Here is a 16,526-nt window from a genome sequence, read left to right as displayed (position 1 = left end):
TCAACTTTGGATGCCGTTTGACATATTTGCTGGCGAAGGGCAATCCGGTCCAGCCCGAGCATCCTATTCCCGACGTGCTGGACTTTCCCTATACCGGCAACAAGCTGCATCCGACGCAGAAGCCGGTTCAGGCATTGCGGCCGTTGATCGAGGCTTTCACTAAGCCGGGGGAACTTGTCCTGGACCCGTTCTGTGGTTCCGGTTCCACGCTGGCCGCAGCGCAAAAGCTGGGCCGTGACTGGATCGGCATCGAGCTGGACAGCGACCATCACGGCACCGCCAGCAAACGCCTTGCCTCACCACAGCGTCACCGCCCGGCAGCATAGGCCGGCCCCGCTTGGAACGGCGCCCGCCATCGCGGCGGGCGCCGCAATCCCCCCCCACACAAAAGGAGTTTCGACATGCGCTGGATTATCACGACCGACCATCATGGCGGCTGCATGGGATTGGGCGAAGACGCGAACGGCGCCCCCGCTCGCGGGACCTCGGACCAAGGCGAGGCCCTGCCGATGGAGTTTCGGCTTTATGACGCAAGCGGCGCCATACTTTTTGAGAGCCGTTGCGGCGACATCGACGCCGACTGGTGGCATGGCTTCGAGCCCCTGAATTACCTATGTCAGCCGTTCCGTTGCCGTCGCCTGTCCTATCGGCGCGCCGGCACGGACGAGCCGTGGCGTTGGCTTCAGCCATAGCCAATCCCACCGGGAATAAATATCGTCGCCGCCGATCGCGCCGGGATCGGCGGCTGGCGCGCGCCCGAAGGCCCGCGCCGGAAAAATCGCGCTCGCCGCGCTTCGCCCGGCTCGCCTGCAGAAAGCGTCTCCCATGGTCATCGCTTCGTCGAAGTATCGCCGCCGAATACGCGGCGAAGTCCAGAATTGCCTTGCTTGTGCTTCCACTTCGGAGGATTCTACCCATAGCAAGGAGGTCGCCATGTCACTCATCCTGCTTGCGATCACCGCCGCGATCGTCGTGTGCGTCATCGCATATTACCTCGCCATCTACGCATTGCCCTTCATGGTCGGGCTGACCGCATTCCAGTGGGTCTATGCGGCCGAAGCCGGCTTCGTCTGGTCGGGCTTGGCCGCACTCGGCGCCGCGCTCGCGTCGGTGGTTCTCGTCATCGCCGTCGTCGGCATCGCTCGCAATCCGGTGATACGGCTCATCGCGCTGGCCGTTTTTGCGGTCCCGGCCTTTATTGCCGGTTACGCGCTGATCTACGGCATCATGAAGAACGCCACCGATTCCGCGATCCTGCTGAACTCGGTCGGCATCGTCGCCGGCCTCATCATCGGCGTAGTCGCGATCGTCAACCTTAACGCTCTCGGTGAGTCCGCTCTTTCGCGGTAGACAGCATATATTCGCGCGGCACCGGCGACCTGGCCTCCTATGTCGGCTGCGAGCGGTGATACGCGGAACCGGAAAGAGCGGTCATAGCGCCGGCCGCTGCGGGGCTTCTTCGGCGTTTGACATTGCCCGGCCAGAAACGGTGTCGGTGCATCGCCCCGTTTGGCTCGCAGGAAACTCATCTCTCCTCCTCGGTGATCCCTAAGACCGTTCGTTTTCCCTCAGCAACCCTGAACGCTTTCGGCCCGTGTTGGCGCTAAAGCGCCTGCCCGCCCCACGCCGGCGTTCAGGGCAAGCCGCCGACGAGTCGGCTGTTGCAAGCGGCCTCCGCCGGCCTTGGCCGGGTTCGCGTCGGAGGGATGGTCCCCCGGCAAGAGCAAACGGAGACTGAAAATGACCAACATCGTGATCCTGACGGGCAATATCGGAAATGACGCCGAAACCACCACCACCGCTGGCGGCATCATGATCACCAACCTCTCGGTCGCCACCTCATATCCGCTTTTCGCGGACGGCAAGATCGTGAGGGACGAGGACGGCCGCGCCAGGCTCGTCACCGACTGGCACCGCGTCGTCGCCTTCGACAACAAGCACGCCCAGAAGTGCGTGAAGGGAATGAAGGTCCTGGTGATCGGTCGCAACAAGACCAACAAGTGGCAGGACCGCGACGGCAACGACCGCTACACCACCGAGGTCATCGTCAAATCCATCGAGCATCTCGCTTGGCCGAAGCGCCAGAACGAGGACATCGATCCCGACGACCTCGATGACGAAATCCCCGAGTAAGGGGATTTCAACCGGCCCGGCGAGCACCATCGCCGGGTCTTTCCATTGCCGACATGTAGACGGCGGCAGGACAGCCTATAAATTGTTCCTTCTGCGCCTTCTTTCGTGGTGTTAGCCGAATCAACGCAGCAACCCATGCGAAAGACGTAGAACACCGATAATGGGTCGATTCCTAAGCAAACTCCGGCGATTATAGCCGTAGTTCTGGCACGAGGCTCAGTGCCGGTGGGAGGTGATCGTGTATGATCACCGCCCAACAGACACGGGCCGCGCGCGCACTACTGGGCTGGACACAGGAGATGCTCGCCGACAGGGCCGCCGTTTCGCTGACCGCGCTCAAGCGCATGGAGTCGGTCAACGGCGAACGTGTCTTCGAGACCACCGCCGACAGGGTTCGCAGGGCTCTGGAAGCGTCGGGCATCGTCTTCATCAACTCCGGCCCGAATATCGGGGTGATGATGGATGTCACGCACACAGCTAACAGCCGCTGACGCGATCGCAGCAAATCCGCCACGGACCATCGCGTTCACCCTTCTCGATGAATCGGCGTTTACCGATCACATCTTTGCGATATTGTGCGCGCCAAAATCCAGAACGTCGCAACCGGGGGAAGGACGTGATGGCGACGCTATCCTATCGTGACGAAGCGCCGAGCGGCGATCTTCTCACGGACTATGACCGCGCGCATGTGAAGCTCTATTGCCGCCTGCTCGACGCCGAGGCGGACGGTGCCGATTGGCAAGAAGCCGTGGAAGTCCTGTTCGGGCTCGATCCCCAGGCCGAACCCGAACGCGCCCGCAGGGTTCACGAGACCCACCTTGCCCGCGCGCACTGGATGACCGAACACGGCTACAAGATCCTGCGCCTCGGCCGCCCGAACTAAACCATCGTCGATCATCGTATTGCCGGCAGGCGAAGGCGCTTTGCGGCGGCAGGTTCTTGATCGGCGACCGACTCGCCCGGATCATTCTCCCGTTTGACGTGTGTTTTCAGTAGTGCGGGAGGAGTATCATGAGACCCGACACGTCGCATTGGCGGGGGGAGTCCGCCTACGACTTCATGGATCAGGCCGGCGTCGACAACCTTGCCTGGGAGTGCCTGCGCCGAAACGGTGACTACCAGCAGGACTATCGTGTTCTCAGGGGAGCCGGCCGCCTCGATCAGCGGCTGCCCGAACCGATGGAGCGCCGCTGGGGGTTACGATTTCGCGGCCCGGCCACGCCTCTCGGGCTTTCACCAGCCCGTTCTCTGGAGCGAAACGGTCGATACCGCCGTCCTGCGCCTTGCCGGCAGTCCTGTTCCGCCGCGCGAGGGCAGCGCAACCCTGCGCGCCTTCCTCTCCGGCGAGGTGAGGATCACGTCGGAGGAACTCCATCTCCTGCTGCGCGAGGTCGGTCCCGGCCTGCATCTGGTCGCCGACCCTACGATCCAGCCCGACGATCCGCTGGCGATCTCGATACCGATCGGCCCTGACGGTCTCGACCGCCTTGCCGCCGCCGACCGCCTGCTGCGGCACCTGGCAGGCTACCGGGTTCCACGCGACCAGCGCATGACGGCCCAGCAACGACGACGGCTCAAGGCGATGCTGCGCGCCATCGACGCCCGCCGGCATCGCGCCAGCCAGCGCGAAATCGCCCAGGTTCTGTTCGGCGTCGATCGGATCGCCGAGGAGCAATGGCAATCCTCGCCGTTCCGCGACACCGTGCGAGACCTCCTCCGTGACGGCACCGCCATGATCGCGGGCGGCTATCTCAAGCTTCTGCGCTTCCGCCGCCGATCCTGACCGCCAACGATCAGGGTGGGGAATTTTGGCACCCCCAAATTCCCCCACTCCCTGCGCTCCCTTCCTTCGCCACCGTGGCCCCTGACCGCCGCTCCACCCGAGCGGCACCCCCCGAAGCCACGGAGGCAGCCATGTACCCCAATCCCGCTCTTTTGCCGCCGCGCTTTCTGCGCACCAAGGACGCCGCCGAGTTTCTCGGCCTTTCGCCCCGCACCTTGGAGAAGCACCGGACCTATGGCACCGGGCCGCTGTTCCGCAAGCTCGGCGGCCGTGTCGTCTATGCGATCGACGAGCTGGAAGCCTGGGCCGACAAGGGAACCGTTTCCTCCACGTCCGATCCTCGCGGCAGCGTTCTCGCCGCCCTTCCCAGCAACAGGCAGCATCCTCCCGTCTCGGGCCGCGCTGCGCGCTGAGGGTGTCACTTATGTCCCGACGCCTTCCCAGCTCCGAACGGACGCGCCTCGACCCGTTCGTCATCGCCACCGGCGACGCCAGCCCGCGAGATCAGCGCGACCTCATGGAGCGCCCCTTCTTCTCGCTGGCGAAATCCCGGCGCACCGTGCCGATCCTCTACGAAGCCGGCGCGGTGCGTGTAGAGGTCTTCGCCGTGCCGGAACACGGCATGGCGACCATCTGGGACGCGGACATCCTGATCTGGGCCGCAGGCCAGATCGTCGAGGCCGAGAACCTCGGTCTGGCGACCTCGCGATTCCTGCGCTTCACGCCCTATCACCTCCTCACGGCCATCGGACGCGAGACCGGCGCCAGTGACTACAAGCTGCTCAAGGCCGCTCTGACCCGGCTGCAATCGACCTCGATCCGCACAACGATCCGCAATGGCGAGCATTGGCGGCGGCATCAGTTCTCGTGGGTCAACGAATGGGAGGAACTCACCCGCCTCGACGGCCGGGTCGAGGGCATGGAGCTGGTCCTCCCCGATTGGTTCTATCGCGGCGTCATCGACCGCTCGCTCGTGCTGGCGATCGACGCGGACTACTTCCGGCTCAAAGGCGGGATCGAACGCTGGCTCTACCGCGTCGCCCGCAAGCACGCCGGCCGCCAGCCGCAAGGCTGGGTGTTCGACCTCCAGCACCTCCATGAGAAATCCGGGAGCCTCGCGCGCGTCTCCGACTTCGCCCTCCAGATCCGCCGCATCGCCAAACGCCAGCCGCTGCCCGGCTATCGGCTCGGCATCGAGCGCGACGGACGCCGCGAAATGCTGCGCTTCCTTCCCGCGCCGTTTTCCACAGGGCTTGTGGATAAAGGTGTGGAAACCATCGGGAGATCACACGCACGACCCTTCGGGAGATCGCACGCAAACCCTTCGGGAGATCACACGCAAAAACCCCAGCTAACGCTTTGGCCCGAAACGACGATTCCAAGCCTTAACTTAGAGTCTAACAATAATACTAACTTTGAAGGGCGCGCGCGCGAGGTGGACAAGCTCATCCGCGACACCGCCCGAAGCCTTAGCGTAGCCGCGAAAAAAAGCGCGCCGTTCGCGCTTTCCGCACCGCAAAATCCGAACAAGTCCGACGACGCGGACGCCCCTTCGTCCGACGCGCCCCGGCTCCCTCTCGATCCGTCGGGAGGACGCCGATGATCGTCGCGCTGCTCAACCAGAAAGGCGGCGTCGGCAAGACGACGCTGGCGCTGCATCTCGCCGGCGAGCTGGCCATGCGCGGGAGCCGCGTCACCCTGGTCGACGCCGACCCGCAGGGCTCGGCCCTCGACTGGTCCCAGCAACGCTCGCGCGAGGGCCTGCCGCGCCTGTTCGGCGTCGTCGGCCTGGCGCGCGACACGCTGCACCGCGAGGCCCCCGAACTTGCCCGCGACGTCGATCACGTCGTCATAGACGGCCCACCGCGTGTCGCCGGCCTCATGCGTTCCGCGCTGCTCGCCGCCGATCTCGTGCTGATCCCGGTGCAGCCGTCGCCGCTCGACGGTTGGGCCTCGGCCGAGATGCTGGCGCTGCTCGCCGAGGCCCGAATCTACCGGCCGCAGCTCGTCGCCCGTTTCGTGCTCAATCGCTGCGGCGCGCGCACCGTCATCGCCCGCGAGACGGCCGAGACGCTGGCCGACCACGATCCGCCCCTGCTCGCAGCCACGGTCGGCCAGCGAGTCGTCTTCGCCGACGCTGCCCAGACCGGACGGCTCGCCTTGGACATCGACCGCCAGTCGCCCGCCGCGCGCGAGATCGCGGCGCTGGCGGCCGAGGTCGGGCGCCTCGGCATCGGGAGGACCGCGCCATGATGGTGCTCCCCGAGATCATCCTGTCCGGCGACTGCCGCGACCGCATGCCGGCGCACGGCCCCTACGACATGATCCTCGCCGATCCCCCTTACGGCGACACATCGCTCGCCTGGGATCGCCGTGTCGAGGGCTGGCTGGCGCTCGCGCGAGCCGCGCTTGCGCCGACCGGCTCGATGTGGGTCTTCGGCTCGCTGCGCAGCTTCATGGCGACCGCCGACCGCTTCGCCGATGCCGGGTTGCGGCTCGCCCAGGAGATCGTCTGGGAGAAGCAGAACGGCACGAGCTTTCATGCCGACCGCTTCAAACGGGTCCACGAGCTGGCCGTCCAGTTCTATCCGGCTGAGACGCCCTGGCGCGACATCTACAACGACGTCCAGACCACGCCCGACGCGACAGCCCGGACCGTGCGACGCAAGCAGCGTCCGCCCCATACCGGCCAGATTGATGCTGGCCACTATGTCAGCCACGACGGCGGGCCGCGCCTGATGCGCTCGGTCATCTACCTGCGCAACTGCCACGGCCGCGCTATCCACCCGACCGAGAAGCCGTCCGCGCTTCTCGAAATCCTCATCCGCACGAGCTGCCCGGAAGGCGGCCTGGTCGGCGATTGGTTCGCCGGCTCGGGTTCCGGCGGCGAAGCCTGCCGGCTCTCCGGCCGGCGCTATATCGGCTGCGAGATCGACCCCACGATGGCCGACCGCGCCCGCGACCGTATCGCCACCGTGCTGCCGGAGGCCCGTCATGACGTCCGGCACGGACAAGCGCGGCTTCGCCACGCGCCCGGCCGATCCCGATAACTGGATCAAGATCGGCGACGCAGCGTCGCCACGCAGGGATGCCGCCGACGTCTATTCGGCGCGGCTGACCGTGGACATCACGCCGGCGTTGCGCGGCCGCATCAAGATCGCGGCCTTCCAGCGCGGCGTCACCGTCGCCGACATGCTCCGCGACCTGTTCGCGCGGGAGTTCCCGCCTGCTGATGGAGGAACGCCATGACCGGCTTCCAGCCCGGCCGCATGGGCGGCCACGCGCTGCCTGACGACGCGCCTGCCTTCACCACGCTGGTTCACCTCACCTGGGAAGAAGGCCGGATTGAGCACCGCATCCGCTTCGGCCGGACGATCTACCAGCGGAAGATCGACCGGCGCAGCCGCGTCGTCGGCTTCGCGCCGAACAGCGTCTTCGCCTTCGTCCGATGGGCGTCGAACGAATACGGGACCGTCGTGTCGCGCATCGACATCCTGCGCGCCATCGGACGCGGCGAGCCGTTCCAGACGCTCCCCTTCGTGCGCCCCGGCGGCGACCTTCTCCTCAAGCTCCACGGCTGGCCGAAGGTCGAGCGCGCGCTCCAGCTCGTCGACGCGATCGAGGCGCTTGGCATCGACGCGGCAGACGCTGCGCCGGCGTATTGGCGGCACGTCCACAACCGGCTGACCGCCGGTTTGGAACCGCGCCTCTATACGCGCGAGCAGCACGACGCCTGGCGCACGCGCCGGAGCATCCTGCCATGAGCCCGCGCCGCGTCACGCTCATCGCCACGCTCGCCGGTGCGGCGCTGATCGCCGCGCCCGTCGTCACCGGCCAGGCGCCGCGCTTCATCTGGAACGCATCGCCGAGCGTTCCGATCGGGCTCTACGGGATCGCCCCGGCCGGCGCGATCGAGGTCGGCGATCTGGTCGCGGTGCTGCCGCCCGACGACCTCGCCGCCTTCCTCGCTGCGCGCGGCTACCTGCCGCGCGGCGTGCCGCTCCTCAAGCGCGTCCTGGCGCTGCCGGGCGCCGAGGTCTGCCGCCGCGGCGCGACCGTGATCGCCTACGATCACGCCTATGGCGAGGCGCAGGCCCGTGACCGCTTCGGCCGCGACCTGCCGCAATGGCACGGCTGCCGCGTCATCGCCGAGGGCGAGGTGTTCCTGATGAATTGGGACGCACCCGACAGCCTCGACGGCCGGTATTTCGGGCCGCTTCCCCGCTCCTCCATCACCGCCCGCGTGACGCCGTTCTGGACCGACGAATACGGCGACGGCCGCTTTCGCTGGCGCTTCACCGATCCGGCCCTTGAGCCGTGAACATCCCGCAACCAGCACACAAAGGAGACTTGACCATGGCAAATCTCGGGGACTTCACCCGCACGGAGACCGGCTTCACCGGCCCCTTCGAGGGGCTCGGCATCGAAGGGCCGCTCACCTTTGTTCCGGCCAAGCCTTCGGAGGCCGAGAACGCGCCGACCTATCGCATCCTGCTCGGCGACAAGAACGGCCGCGACATCGGCGCGGGCTGGTCGCATGTCGGCGAAAAGGCCGGCGAGTTCGTCTCCATCGAGGTTTACAGCCCGCTGTTCGGCTGGCTGCGCGCCAACCTGTTCCGCGACAGCGACGACGACGACACCGCCTGGAGCCTCCACACCAACGACCAGCGGACCAAGCGCGCCGAAGGGGCCGACAATTGACGGATCAACGTCCTGCCGGCGTCGGACGGCGTTCTTCCATCCGGCGTCCGGTGCTCCTCCTCTTCCTTTCCGGCCTGCTTCTCGGCCTCGCGCCAGCGCACGCGATCCGTGCTCAAACCGTGCAGGCGGCGCAGCCGGAGGTCGGCGGTCTCTATGCCGTCGACATCGCAGAGGCGGCGCACCGCTTCGGCATCCCGGCCGACTGGATCGCGGCCGTCCTCGCCGCCGAAAGCAATGGCGATCCGACCGCCGTATCGTCGGCCGGTGCGATGGGCCTGATGCAGCTCATGCCCGCGACATGGGATGAACAGCGCGCGCTCCATCGGCTCGGCAGCGATCCGTTCCAGCCGCGTGACAACATCCTCGCAGGAGCGGCCTACCTGCGCGCCATGTGGGACCGCTACCGCACCGTCACCGACATGCTCGGCGCCTACAATTTCGGTCCCGGCCGGTATGACGAATACCTCGCCGGTGAACGCGGCCTGCCGCAAGAAACGCGCGATTACGTCGCCGCGCTCGCGCCCGTTCTCGCCGGCGAGCCGCTCGCGCCGGGCGCACTCGCCGGTCCGCCGCGCGTCACCGACTGGCGCGAAGCTCCCCTCTTCGTCACGGCACCGATCGGTGCGGTTTCTGCATCCAACCTCCACGGCGGCCGCAGCGCGGATGCACCATCGCCCGCGCCTTCCTTGCCGCTCAATCCGCTGGCGCCATCGCCAGCCGGGGCGCTGTTTGTCGCCCGCCCGGCCTCGGGAGGCGCGCCATGAGCTGGATCGCGCGGTTTCGCACTGTCGCGGAGTGCCAGAAAGGAAAGGAAGGGTCGCGCGCCGGAAGGGGCACGGCGACTGGAATACGGCAAGGTAAAAGCGCCTGCGCAAACCACCGTCAAGCCATTGGAATGGCTTGGTGTTTTGCGCATATGGCGGTCGGTCGTGCATACGCATGGGCGATTTTGCCAGCAAAATCAAAGTTACTTCGTATGGGCGGCTTCGCCGTCTCTCTCGGGAGGCGCGCATGAGCGGCGACGACAGCGAATTTCGCATCCGCCCCGGCAAGCCGCGCTCGACCCGCTCGCCGCGCACCAAGACCTTCATCAATCAGGTGCTGCGCGCCGCCAAGCAGGCGAGCAATGCGCCCGCCAGCGGATCGGCATCGGGATCGGGGCGCAGGAGCGGCAGCGCCAGCCGCTCGACCTTCGGCCGCGGTCGCAATGTCGTGTCGCGCAGCCGCCTGCTCGGCTCGCGTCGTCGCGTCGTCGCCAAGGCGCGGATCGCCCGGCACAGGGGCCGCGCGTTTCGTTCCGCGCCGATCTCGGCGCATCTCTCCTATCTCAAGCGCGAAGGCGTCAGCCGCGACGGCGAGAAGGGCGTCATGTTCGACGCCGAGACCGACCGCGCCGACGATCTCGCCTTCGCCGATCGCTGCCAGGACGACCGGCACCATTTCCGCTTCATTATCTCCCCCGAGGACGCCGGCGACATGGAAGACCTGCGCGCCTTCACGCGGGATCTCGCCCGGCAAATGGAAGCCGATCTCGGCACCCGCCTCGACTGGATCGCAGTCGATCACTGGAACACCGACAACCCGCATGTCCATCTGCTCGTGCGCGGCGTCGACGAGACCGGCGCCGATCTCGTTATCTCGCGCGACTATATCAGCCACGGTCTGCGCGGACGCGCCGAAGAACTGGTCGATGCCGAACTCGGCCCCAAGCCCGAGCACGAGATCCGCTCCAGCCTCGCGCGGGAGGTCGATGCCGAACGCTGGACGCGGCTCGATCGGGAGATCGCACGCCAGTCGAACGAGCTGGGCTATATCGACCTGCGGCCCGAGGCGAAGGGGCCGGACGATCCCGAAATCCGTCGCCTGTTGGTCGCCCGCCTGCGCCATCTCGAAAAGCTCGGCCTCGCCGCCGATGCCGGCGTCAACGAATGGTTCGTCGAGCCAGGCGCGGAGCGAACGCTGCGCGATCTCGGCGCGCGCAGCGACATCATCAAGACCATGCACCGCGCCTTCGCGGGGCTGGGCGAGGAGCGCGGCGTCGCCGACTTCACGATCGACGCCGGCAAGGACGGGCGGCCCATCATCGGCCGGCTGGTCGACAAGGGCCTCCATGACGAGCTGACCGGCGAAGCCTATGCCGTGATCGACGGCACGGACGGCCGCGCCCATCATGTCCGTCTGCGCGGCATCGAGGCGTTCGAGCACGCGCCGCTGATAGGCGGCATCGTCGAAGTCCGCCGCTTCGGCGGTCCCGACGATCCACGGCCCACCATCGTCCTGGCCAATCGCTCCGACCTCGATCTCCAGACCCAGATCACCGCGCCGGGCGCAACCTGGCTCGACCACCGGCTGGTCGAGCGCGAACCCATGCCGCTCGGAACGAGCGGCTTCGGCCGCGAGGTGCGCGAGGCGATGGACGCGCGCGCCGAACATCTCGCAGACGAGGGCCTCGCCCGCCGCGAAAGCCAGCGCATCGTCCTGCAGCGCAATCTGCTGGCGACGCTCCGCCGGCGCGAGCTCGACGCCGTGGGCGAGCAGCTCTCGGCCGAGACCGGCCTTCCGCATGTGAAGGCACAGGCCGGGGAATATGTCGCCGGCACCTATCGCCGCCAGCTCTCACTCTCCTCCGGCCGCTTCGCCGTGGTCGAGGGGATCGGTCCGGACGGCGGGCGCGGCTTCCATCTCGTCCCCTGGTCCCGCGAGATCGAACACAAGCTCGGCCAGCACATCTCCGGCGTCGCCCGCAGCGGAGGCGGCATCGACTGGTCGCTCGGCCGCAAGCGCGACCTCGGCCTTTGACGAAAGGAGCCTCCCATGTCCGGCACGAAAATCCTCTGGGGCCAGATCAGCATCGTCTTCCTGATCGTCCTCGTCTCGGTCTGGAGCGGCACACAATGGGTCGCCTTCCGGCTCGGCTTCCAGCCTCAGCTCGGCCCCGCCTGGTTCGAGGTCGCCGGCTGGCCGGTCTATTATCCGCCGGCGCTGTTCTGGTGGTGGTATTTCTATGAAGCCTATGCCCCGCGCATTTTCGCGGAGGGGGGCATCATCGCGGCCTCGGGCGGCTTCCTCTCCATCGCCGTCGCCATCACCATGTCGGTGATGCGCGCCCGCGAGGCGTCAGACATCGACACTTACGGCTCGGCGCGCTGGGCAGAGCGGTCTGAGATCGAAAGCGCCGGTCTTCTCGGCCAGGACGGCGTGATCCTCGGCCGCTACGAGCGCGACTATCTGAGGCATGACGGCGCCGAGCACATCTTATGTTTCGCGCCGACGCGATCGGGCAAGGGCGTCGGGCTCGTGGTCCCGAGCCTGCTGACCTGGCCGGGAAGCTGCATCGTCCATGACATCAAGGGCGAGAACTGGCAGCTCACCGCCGGCTTCCGCGCGAGGCACGGCCGCGTTCTTCTCTTCGATCCGACCAATGTAGCCTCGGCGGCCTACAATCCCTTGCTCGAGGTGCGGCGCGGCGAGTGGGAAGTGCGCGACGTCCAGAACATCTCCGACGTGCTGGTCGATCCCGAGGGCTCGCTGGAGAAACGGTCGCATTGGGAAAAGACCAGCCATTCGCTTTTGGTCGGCGCGATCCTGCACGTCCTCTATGCGGAAAAGGACAAGACCCTCGCGGGGGTCGCTGCTTTCCTTTCCGATCCGCGCCGCACCATCGAGGCCACGCTGGACGCCATGATGGCGACACGCCATCTGGGCGAGGCCGGGCCGCATCCCGTCGTCGCCTCGACAGCGCGGGAGCTGCTCAACAAATCGGACAATGAACGCTCCGGCGTCTTGTCGACGGCCATGAGCTTTCTCGGCCTCTACCGCGATCCGGTGGTCGCGGCCGTCACTTCGCGCTGCGACTGGCGCATCGCCGACCTCATCGCCGATCCGAAACCCTCGACGCTCTACCTCGTGGTGCCGCCCTCGGACATATCGCGGACGAAGCCTTTGATCCGGCTCGTGCTCAACCAGATCGGGCGCCGGTTGACGGAAGACCTCCACGCCCAGGACCGCAGGCATCGCGTTCTGCTGCTGCTCGACGAGTTTCCCGCGCTCGGCAGATTGGACTTCTTCGAGTCCTCGCTGGCGTTTCTGGCGGGCTACGGGATCAAGAGCTTCCTCATCGCCCAATCCCTCAATCAAATCGAAAAAGCCTATGGCCAGAACAACGCCATCCTCGACAACTGCCACGTCAGGGTGAGCTTTGCCACCAATGACGAAAGGACAGCGAAAAGGGTCAGCGACGCGCTCGGCACGGCGACCGAGATGAAGGCAATGCAGAACTATGCCGGCAGCCGCCTCGCCCCATGGTTGGGACACATCATGGTGTCGCGCTCCGAGACCGCCCGCCAGCTCCTCACCCCCGGCGAAATCATGCAGCTCCCGCCCGACGACGAGATCGTCATGGTGGCCGGCAGCCCACCGATCCGGGCGAAGAAGGCGCGCTATTACATCGACCCGCGCCTGACCGAACGCATCCTGCCGCCGCCAGACCCGGCGACGATCGCCAGCTCGGCGCGCCCCGATGGATGGTCGGCGCTGAAGCCTCTCGCGCCCGATGCCGCGCTAGTCGCGGCCGCCGAAGAGGCCGCGAGGAAGAAGGCAGAGGACAAGGCCAATGCCGGCCTGCGCCGCGAACCGGACATGCCCCAGCATGTCGAGATCGTCCACGAAAAGAAGGAGCCCGCACCCGAGGACGAGTTCAAGCACCTGCTCGTCGACGATCAGGAAGACAGCGCCCGGCAGCGACAGGTCATGGGCCGCCAGATGCGCGGTCTCGCCCGCCAGGTCTCCATGGACCCGAATGACGGCATTGATATGTGAGGATCGACCATGCGCGAACGACTATGCCTGACCCTTCCGTCCGAGCTTCTCGGACAGCTCAACGACCTCGCCGATCGCCGCAAGCTGTCGCGCTCGGCCGTGGCCGAGGCGGCCATCGCCTCCTTCCTGTCGCCCGACGCCCAGGACATACGCGAGGCCGCCTTCACGCGCCGGCTCGATCGCCTGTCGCGCCAGACGGCACGGCTCGAACGCGATATGCGGCTGACCGCCGACACGCTGGCGCTGTTCATCCGGCATTGGCTGACCGTCACCCCGCAGCTCCCGCCCGAGGAGAACGCGGCAGCCCAGACCAGGGGTCTGAAGCGGTTCGACGGTTTCGTCCAGACGCTCGGCCTACGGCTCCAGCAGGGCAACAGCTTCCTCAGCGAGATCCCCGACGACATCGCCGCGAAGCCTGCCGCTGAAGGCAGTGTGGATGACCTCCGTTGAGGGCTGGGCGACCACCCCGGATGCTTGCAGGCGTCTGGCAGGGTGATGTTCTCATTGACAACGCATGGACACCGCTGTTATGGGGAACAACATGGATGCGGTATTGATCGCCAAGGAGCGCACGTCACTCAGCGAAGATGCCTTCTATGAAATCGTGGTCTGGCAGGTGCCCTCCCCGGTTCCCGGCAGCGGCCACGGCTTCAAATACCGCCTCGCCCTCGTGGTGCGCGGAGAATGTATTCTTCGCTACGACAATGAGCGCGGCAAGGGCGATCACCGCCACATCGGCGAGCGAGAGGAACCGTTCGAGTTCACCACGCTGGAGGCGCTTCTGACCGCTTTCGAGCGCGACATGGAAAGGATGCTGGCATGAAGACCTTGACCGTTCGCCTGGGTGGCATGACTGAAATCCGCAGCAGGATCGCCGCGGCCAGCAGGAAGGTGCTCGCCGGTCAGCACGTCGATGTTCAACCCTGCCTCAATTTCGGCAGCTACGAGGACATGCACCGCGTTCTCGCCCCTTCCCGCCTTGCCATCGTCAAGGCGCTTGCCGGGCAAGGCGGGCTGTCGATCCGCGAGGTCGCCCGGCGCGTCGGCCGCGACGTGCAGGCCGTCCACCGGGACGTGACCACGCTCATCAATGCCGGCGTCATCGACCGCACCGAAAGCGGCGTGGAATTTCCCTACGAGAACATCCATTTCGACTTCGACGTGAGCGCAGCCGCTTGACGGCCTGACGCATCGCGGGACTGCGCGCCGGCTCGAAGACCCCCGGCCATCGCCTCTTCGGGCCGCGCCAGGACGTCCGGCCTGTCGCGGCGGCTGGATTATCCATTTCGGCCCACCGACTGATTCGCCCGCTACAGGGCCGGCAGCACGTTCTCGCCGCGATCCGATTCCGCCGTTCTCCTGTATTACTGCGCTGCACTACTACTACGACCGAAACTTGTTGAATCGGCCCGTTTTGCCGTTCTTTTAGTCATCCCCATCCGGGGACCGCCTTCGCCCTCCTCCCCGGAAACGGGGACGAGATGGCTGGCCAAAATCGCAAACAGGCAACGATCGAACGTGGCGCGCGCATGCTCCGCACCGCGCTCGGGCCTGCCATCTCGGACCTGTTGCGCGATCCCTCCATCGTCGAGGTGATGCTGAACCCCGACGGGCGCATCTGGGTCGATCGCCTCGCCGGAGGACTGGAAGACACCGGCGAGCGGCTGACCGCAGAGGACGGCGAGCGCATCGTTCGTCTTGTCGCCCATCATGTCGGGGCCGAAGTCCACGCCCGCGCGCCGCGCGTCTCGGCGGAGTTGCCGGAGAGCGGCGAACGGTTCGAGGGCCTCCTTCCTCCCGTTGTCACGTCGCCGACCTTCGCCATCCGCAAGCCGGCGGTCGCGGTATTCACCCTCGACGATTACGTCGCCGCCGGGATCATGGCCGACGCCCAGGCTGCGGCGCTGCGCGAGGCCGTCGCCTCCCGCGCCAATATCTTGGTGGCGGGTGGCACCTCCACCGGCAAGACCACGCTCACCAATGCGCTGCTGGCGGAAGTCGCCAAGACGCAGGACCGCGTGGTCATCATCGAGGACACGCGCGAGCTGCAATGCGCCGCGCCGAACCTCGTCGCCATGAGGACGAAGGACGGGGTGGCGACGCTCTCGGATCTCGTGCGGTCCTCTCTGCGCCTGCGCCCCGACCGCATCCCGATTGGAGAAGTGCGCGGCGCCGAGGCGCTCGACCTCCTGAAAGCGTGGGGAACCGGCCATCCCGGCGGCGTCGGAACGATCCATGCCGGCTCGGCCATCGGCGCGCTGCGCCGTCTCGAGCAGCTCATCCAGGAGGCCGTGGTCACGGTCCCGCGCGCGATGATCGCCGAGACCATCGACCTCGTTGCCGTTCTCTCCGGCCGCGGGTCCGCGCGCCGGCTTGCCGAACTCGCCCGCGTCGAGGGCCTCGGCGCCGACGGCGACTACCGGCTCGCCCCCGCCTTTCCAGACCCCATCCCCACCGACCAAACAGGAGACCCCGCATGATCCGTCGTGCCTTCCGCGTCCGCCGCCATATCGCAACCGCCGCCGCCTTCACCTGGGTCGCGCTCCTGACCTCGCCGGCACTGGCCTCGGGCTCCTCCATGCCCTGGGAGGCCCCGCTTCAGTCGATCCTCGAATCCATCGAGGGGCCGGTGGCGAAAATCGTGGCCGTCATCATCATCATTGTCACCGGCCTGACGCTGGCCTTCGGCGATACCGGCGGTGGGTTTCGCAGGCTGATCCAGATCGTCTTCGGCATTTCGATCGCCTTCGCCGCCAGCTCCTTCTTCCTGTCCTTCTTCTCGTTCGGCGGCGGGGCGGTGATCTGATGGCGGCGTTCCTCGAACAGCTCGACGCCGTGCCGGGGTTCACCGCCCCGGTTCACCGCGCTCTCAGCGAACCCATCCTGCTGGGTGGTGCGCCGCGTTCCGTGGCGATCCTCAACGGCACCGTGGCCGGGGCCGTGGGGCTCGGTCTCCAACTCTGGCTCGCCGGCATCCTGATCTGGGCGCTCGGTCATCTCGCAGCCGTATGGGCGGCGAAGCGCGATCCCCTCTTCGTTGAGGTCGCGCGCCGCCATCTGCGCGTGCCTGGCCACCTGTCGGTGTGAGGCG

24 protein-coding genes and 1 pseudogene are annotated in these 16,526 nt (G+C 66.8%); all 25 read left to right on the top strand.

The window, feature by feature from the left end:
* Positions 1-326, top strand: a 326-nt coding sequence (locus NA8A_RS19625; protein ID WP_009452129.1) for a DNA methyltransferase, incomplete at its 5' end; no start/stop codon positions are given.
* A 75-nt stretch (positions 327-401) separates the two neighbouring features.
* Positions 402-692, top strand: a complete 291-nt coding sequence (locus tag NA8A_RS24750) for a hypothetical protein (RefSeq protein WP_009452127.1) — start codon at positions 402-404, stop codon at positions 690-692.
* Between the two features lie 241 nt (positions 693-933).
* Positions 934-1,350, top strand: coding sequence for a hypothetical protein (locus NA8A_RS19615; RefSeq protein ID WP_009452126.1), 417 nt, complete (start codon positions 934-936; stop codon positions 1,348-1,350).
* Between the two features lie 390 nt (positions 1,351-1,740).
* The gene (locus NA8A_RS19610) at positions 1,741-2,133 is read left to right on the top strand and encodes a single-stranded DNA-binding protein (protein WP_009452125.1); all 393 of its coding nucleotides are present in this window, start codon (positions 1,741-1,743) and stop codon (positions 2,131-2,133) included.
* A gap of 242 nt (positions 2,134-2,375) precedes the next feature.
* Positions 2,376-2,624 (top strand): helix-turn-helix domain-containing protein, encoded by a 249-nt coding sequence (locus NA8A_RS19605; protein ID WP_009452124.1) that lies wholly within the window; start codon positions 2,376-2,378, stop codon positions 2,622-2,624.
* A gap of 128 nt (positions 2,625-2,752) precedes the next feature.
* Positions 2,753-3,016, top strand: a complete 264-nt coding sequence (locus NA8A_RS19600; RefSeq protein WP_009452123.1) for a hypothetical protein — start codon at positions 2,753-2,755, stop codon at positions 3,014-3,016.
* Positions 3,017-3,144: 128 nt separating this feature from the next.
* Positions 3,145-3,282 (top strand): annotated as a pseudogene (locus NA8A_RS25720) (transcriptional regulator domain-containing protein); the annotation flags it as partial.
* The gene (locus tag NA8A_RS19595; protein WP_009452122.1) at positions 3,266-3,916 is read left to right on the top strand and encodes a DUF2285 domain-containing protein; all 651 of its coding nucleotides are present in this window, start codon (positions 3,266-3,268) and stop codon (positions 3,914-3,916) included. The pseudogene NA8A_RS25720 and the gene NA8A_RS19595, both read left to right, overlap by 17 nt.
* A gap of 131 nt (positions 3,917-4,047) precedes the next feature.
* A complete protein-coding gene (locus NA8A_RS19590) occupies positions 4,048-4,329 on the top strand; it encodes a helix-turn-helix transcriptional regulator (RefSeq protein ID WP_009452121.1) in 282 nt (93 codons plus the stop codon).
* Between the two features lie 11 nt (positions 4,330-4,340).
* The gene (locus NA8A_RS19585; protein ID WP_009452120.1) at positions 4,341-5,519 is read left to right on the top strand and encodes a replication initiator protein A; all 1,179 of its coding nucleotides are present in this window, start codon (positions 4,341-4,343) and stop codon (positions 5,517-5,519) included.
* Positions 5,516-6,169, top strand: coding sequence for a ParA family partition ATPase (gene parA, locus NA8A_RS19580; RefSeq protein WP_009452119.1), 654 nt, complete (start codon positions 5,516-5,518; stop codon positions 6,167-6,169). The genes NA8A_RS19585 and parA overlap by 4 nt, the downstream gene beginning before the upstream one ends.
* A complete protein-coding gene (locus NA8A_RS19575) occupies positions 6,166-6,966 on the top strand; it encodes a DNA-methyltransferase (RefSeq protein WP_009452118.1) in 801 nt (266 codons plus the stop codon). Before parA ends, NA8A_RS19575 begins: the two co-directional genes overlap by 4 nt.
* Positions 6,911-7,165 carry a hypothetical protein gene (locus tag NA8A_RS19570; protein ID WP_009452117.1) on the top strand — a complete coding sequence of 85 codons (255 nt, stop codon included), beginning with the start codon at positions 6,911-6,913 and terminating at the stop codon, positions 7,163-7,165. The genes NA8A_RS19575 and NA8A_RS19570 overlap by 56 nt, the downstream gene beginning before the upstream one ends.
* Entirely contained in the window at positions 7,162-7,680 is a 519-nt protein-coding gene (locus tag NA8A_RS19565) for a DUF2840 domain-containing protein (RefSeq protein WP_009452116.1), read from the top strand. The genes NA8A_RS19570 and NA8A_RS19565 overlap by 4 nt, the downstream gene beginning before the upstream one ends.
* Positions 7,677-8,237, top strand: coding sequence for a S26 family signal peptidase (locus NA8A_RS19560; RefSeq protein WP_009452115.1), 561 nt, complete (start codon positions 7,677-7,679; stop codon positions 8,235-8,237). Before NA8A_RS19565 ends, NA8A_RS19560 begins: the two co-directional genes overlap by 4 nt.
* A gap of 35 nt (positions 8,238-8,272) precedes the next feature.
* Positions 8,273-8,617: a DUF736 domain-containing protein gene (locus tag NA8A_RS19555; protein ID WP_009452114.1), complete on the top strand. Its 345-nt coding sequence runs from the start codon at positions 8,273-8,275 to the stop codon at positions 8,615-8,617.
* On the top strand, positions 8,614-9,381 hold the full coding sequence (locus NA8A_RS19550) for a lytic transglycosylase domain-containing protein (RefSeq protein WP_009452113.1): 768 nt from the start codon (positions 8,614-8,616) through the stop codon (positions 9,379-9,381). Before NA8A_RS19555 ends, NA8A_RS19550 begins: the two co-directional genes overlap by 4 nt.
* Positions 9,382-9,628: 247 nt before the next feature.
* The gene (locus NA8A_RS19545) at positions 9,629-11,416 is read left to right on the top strand and encodes a relaxase/mobilization nuclease domain-containing protein (RefSeq protein WP_009452112.1); all 1,788 of its coding nucleotides are present in this window, start codon (positions 9,629-9,631) and stop codon (positions 11,414-11,416) included.
* A 15-nt stretch (positions 11,417-11,431) separates the two neighbouring features.
* The gene (locus tag NA8A_RS19540) at positions 11,432-13,435 is read left to right on the top strand and encodes a conjugal transfer protein TraG (protein ID WP_009452111.1); all 2,004 of its coding nucleotides are present in this window, start codon (positions 11,432-11,434) and stop codon (positions 13,433-13,435) included.
* A 9-nt stretch (positions 13,436-13,444) separates the two neighbouring features.
* Positions 13,445-13,885, top strand: coding sequence for a ribbon-helix-helix domain-containing protein (locus tag NA8A_RS19535; RefSeq protein ID WP_009452110.1), 441 nt, complete (start codon positions 13,445-13,447; stop codon positions 13,883-13,885).
* A gap of 91 nt (positions 13,886-13,976) precedes the next feature.
* Entirely contained in the window at positions 13,977-14,258 is a 282-nt protein-coding gene (locus tag NA8A_RS19530) for a toxin-antitoxin system TumE family protein (protein WP_009452109.1), read from the top strand.
* Positions 14,255-14,614, top strand: a complete 360-nt coding sequence (locus tag NA8A_RS19525; protein WP_009452108.1) for an HVO_A0114 family putative DNA-binding protein — start codon at positions 14,255-14,257, stop codon at positions 14,612-14,614. Before NA8A_RS19530 ends, NA8A_RS19525 begins: the two co-directional genes overlap by 4 nt.
* Positions 14,615-14,916: 302 nt before the next feature.
* Positions 14,917-15,915 carry a P-type conjugative transfer ATPase TrbB gene (trbB, locus tag NA8A_RS19520; RefSeq protein WP_009452107.1) on the top strand — a complete coding sequence of 333 codons (999 nt, stop codon included), beginning with the start codon at positions 14,917-14,919 and terminating at the stop codon, positions 15,913-15,915.
* A complete protein-coding gene (locus tag NA8A_RS19515) occupies positions 15,912-16,241 on the top strand; it encodes a TrbC/VirB2 family type IV secretion system protein (protein ID WP_009452106.1) in 330 nt (109 codons plus the stop codon). The genes trbB and NA8A_RS19515 overlap by 4 nt, the downstream gene beginning before the upstream one ends.
* On the top strand, positions 16,241-16,522 hold the full coding sequence (locus NA8A_RS19510; protein ID WP_009452105.1) for a VirB3 family type IV secretion system protein: 282 nt from the start codon (positions 16,241-16,243) through the stop codon (positions 16,520-16,522). The genes NA8A_RS19515 and NA8A_RS19510 overlap by 1 nt, the downstream gene beginning before the upstream one ends.
* Positions 16,523-16,526: the final 4 nt, after the last annotated feature.

The organism is Nitratireductor indicus C115, assembly GCF_000300515.1.
Classification (GTDB): Bacteria; Pseudomonadota; Alphaproteobacteria; order Rhizobiales; family Rhizobiaceae; genus Nitratireductor; species Nitratireductor indicus.
This window is presented reverse-complemented; position numbering and strand designations above follow the sequence as displayed.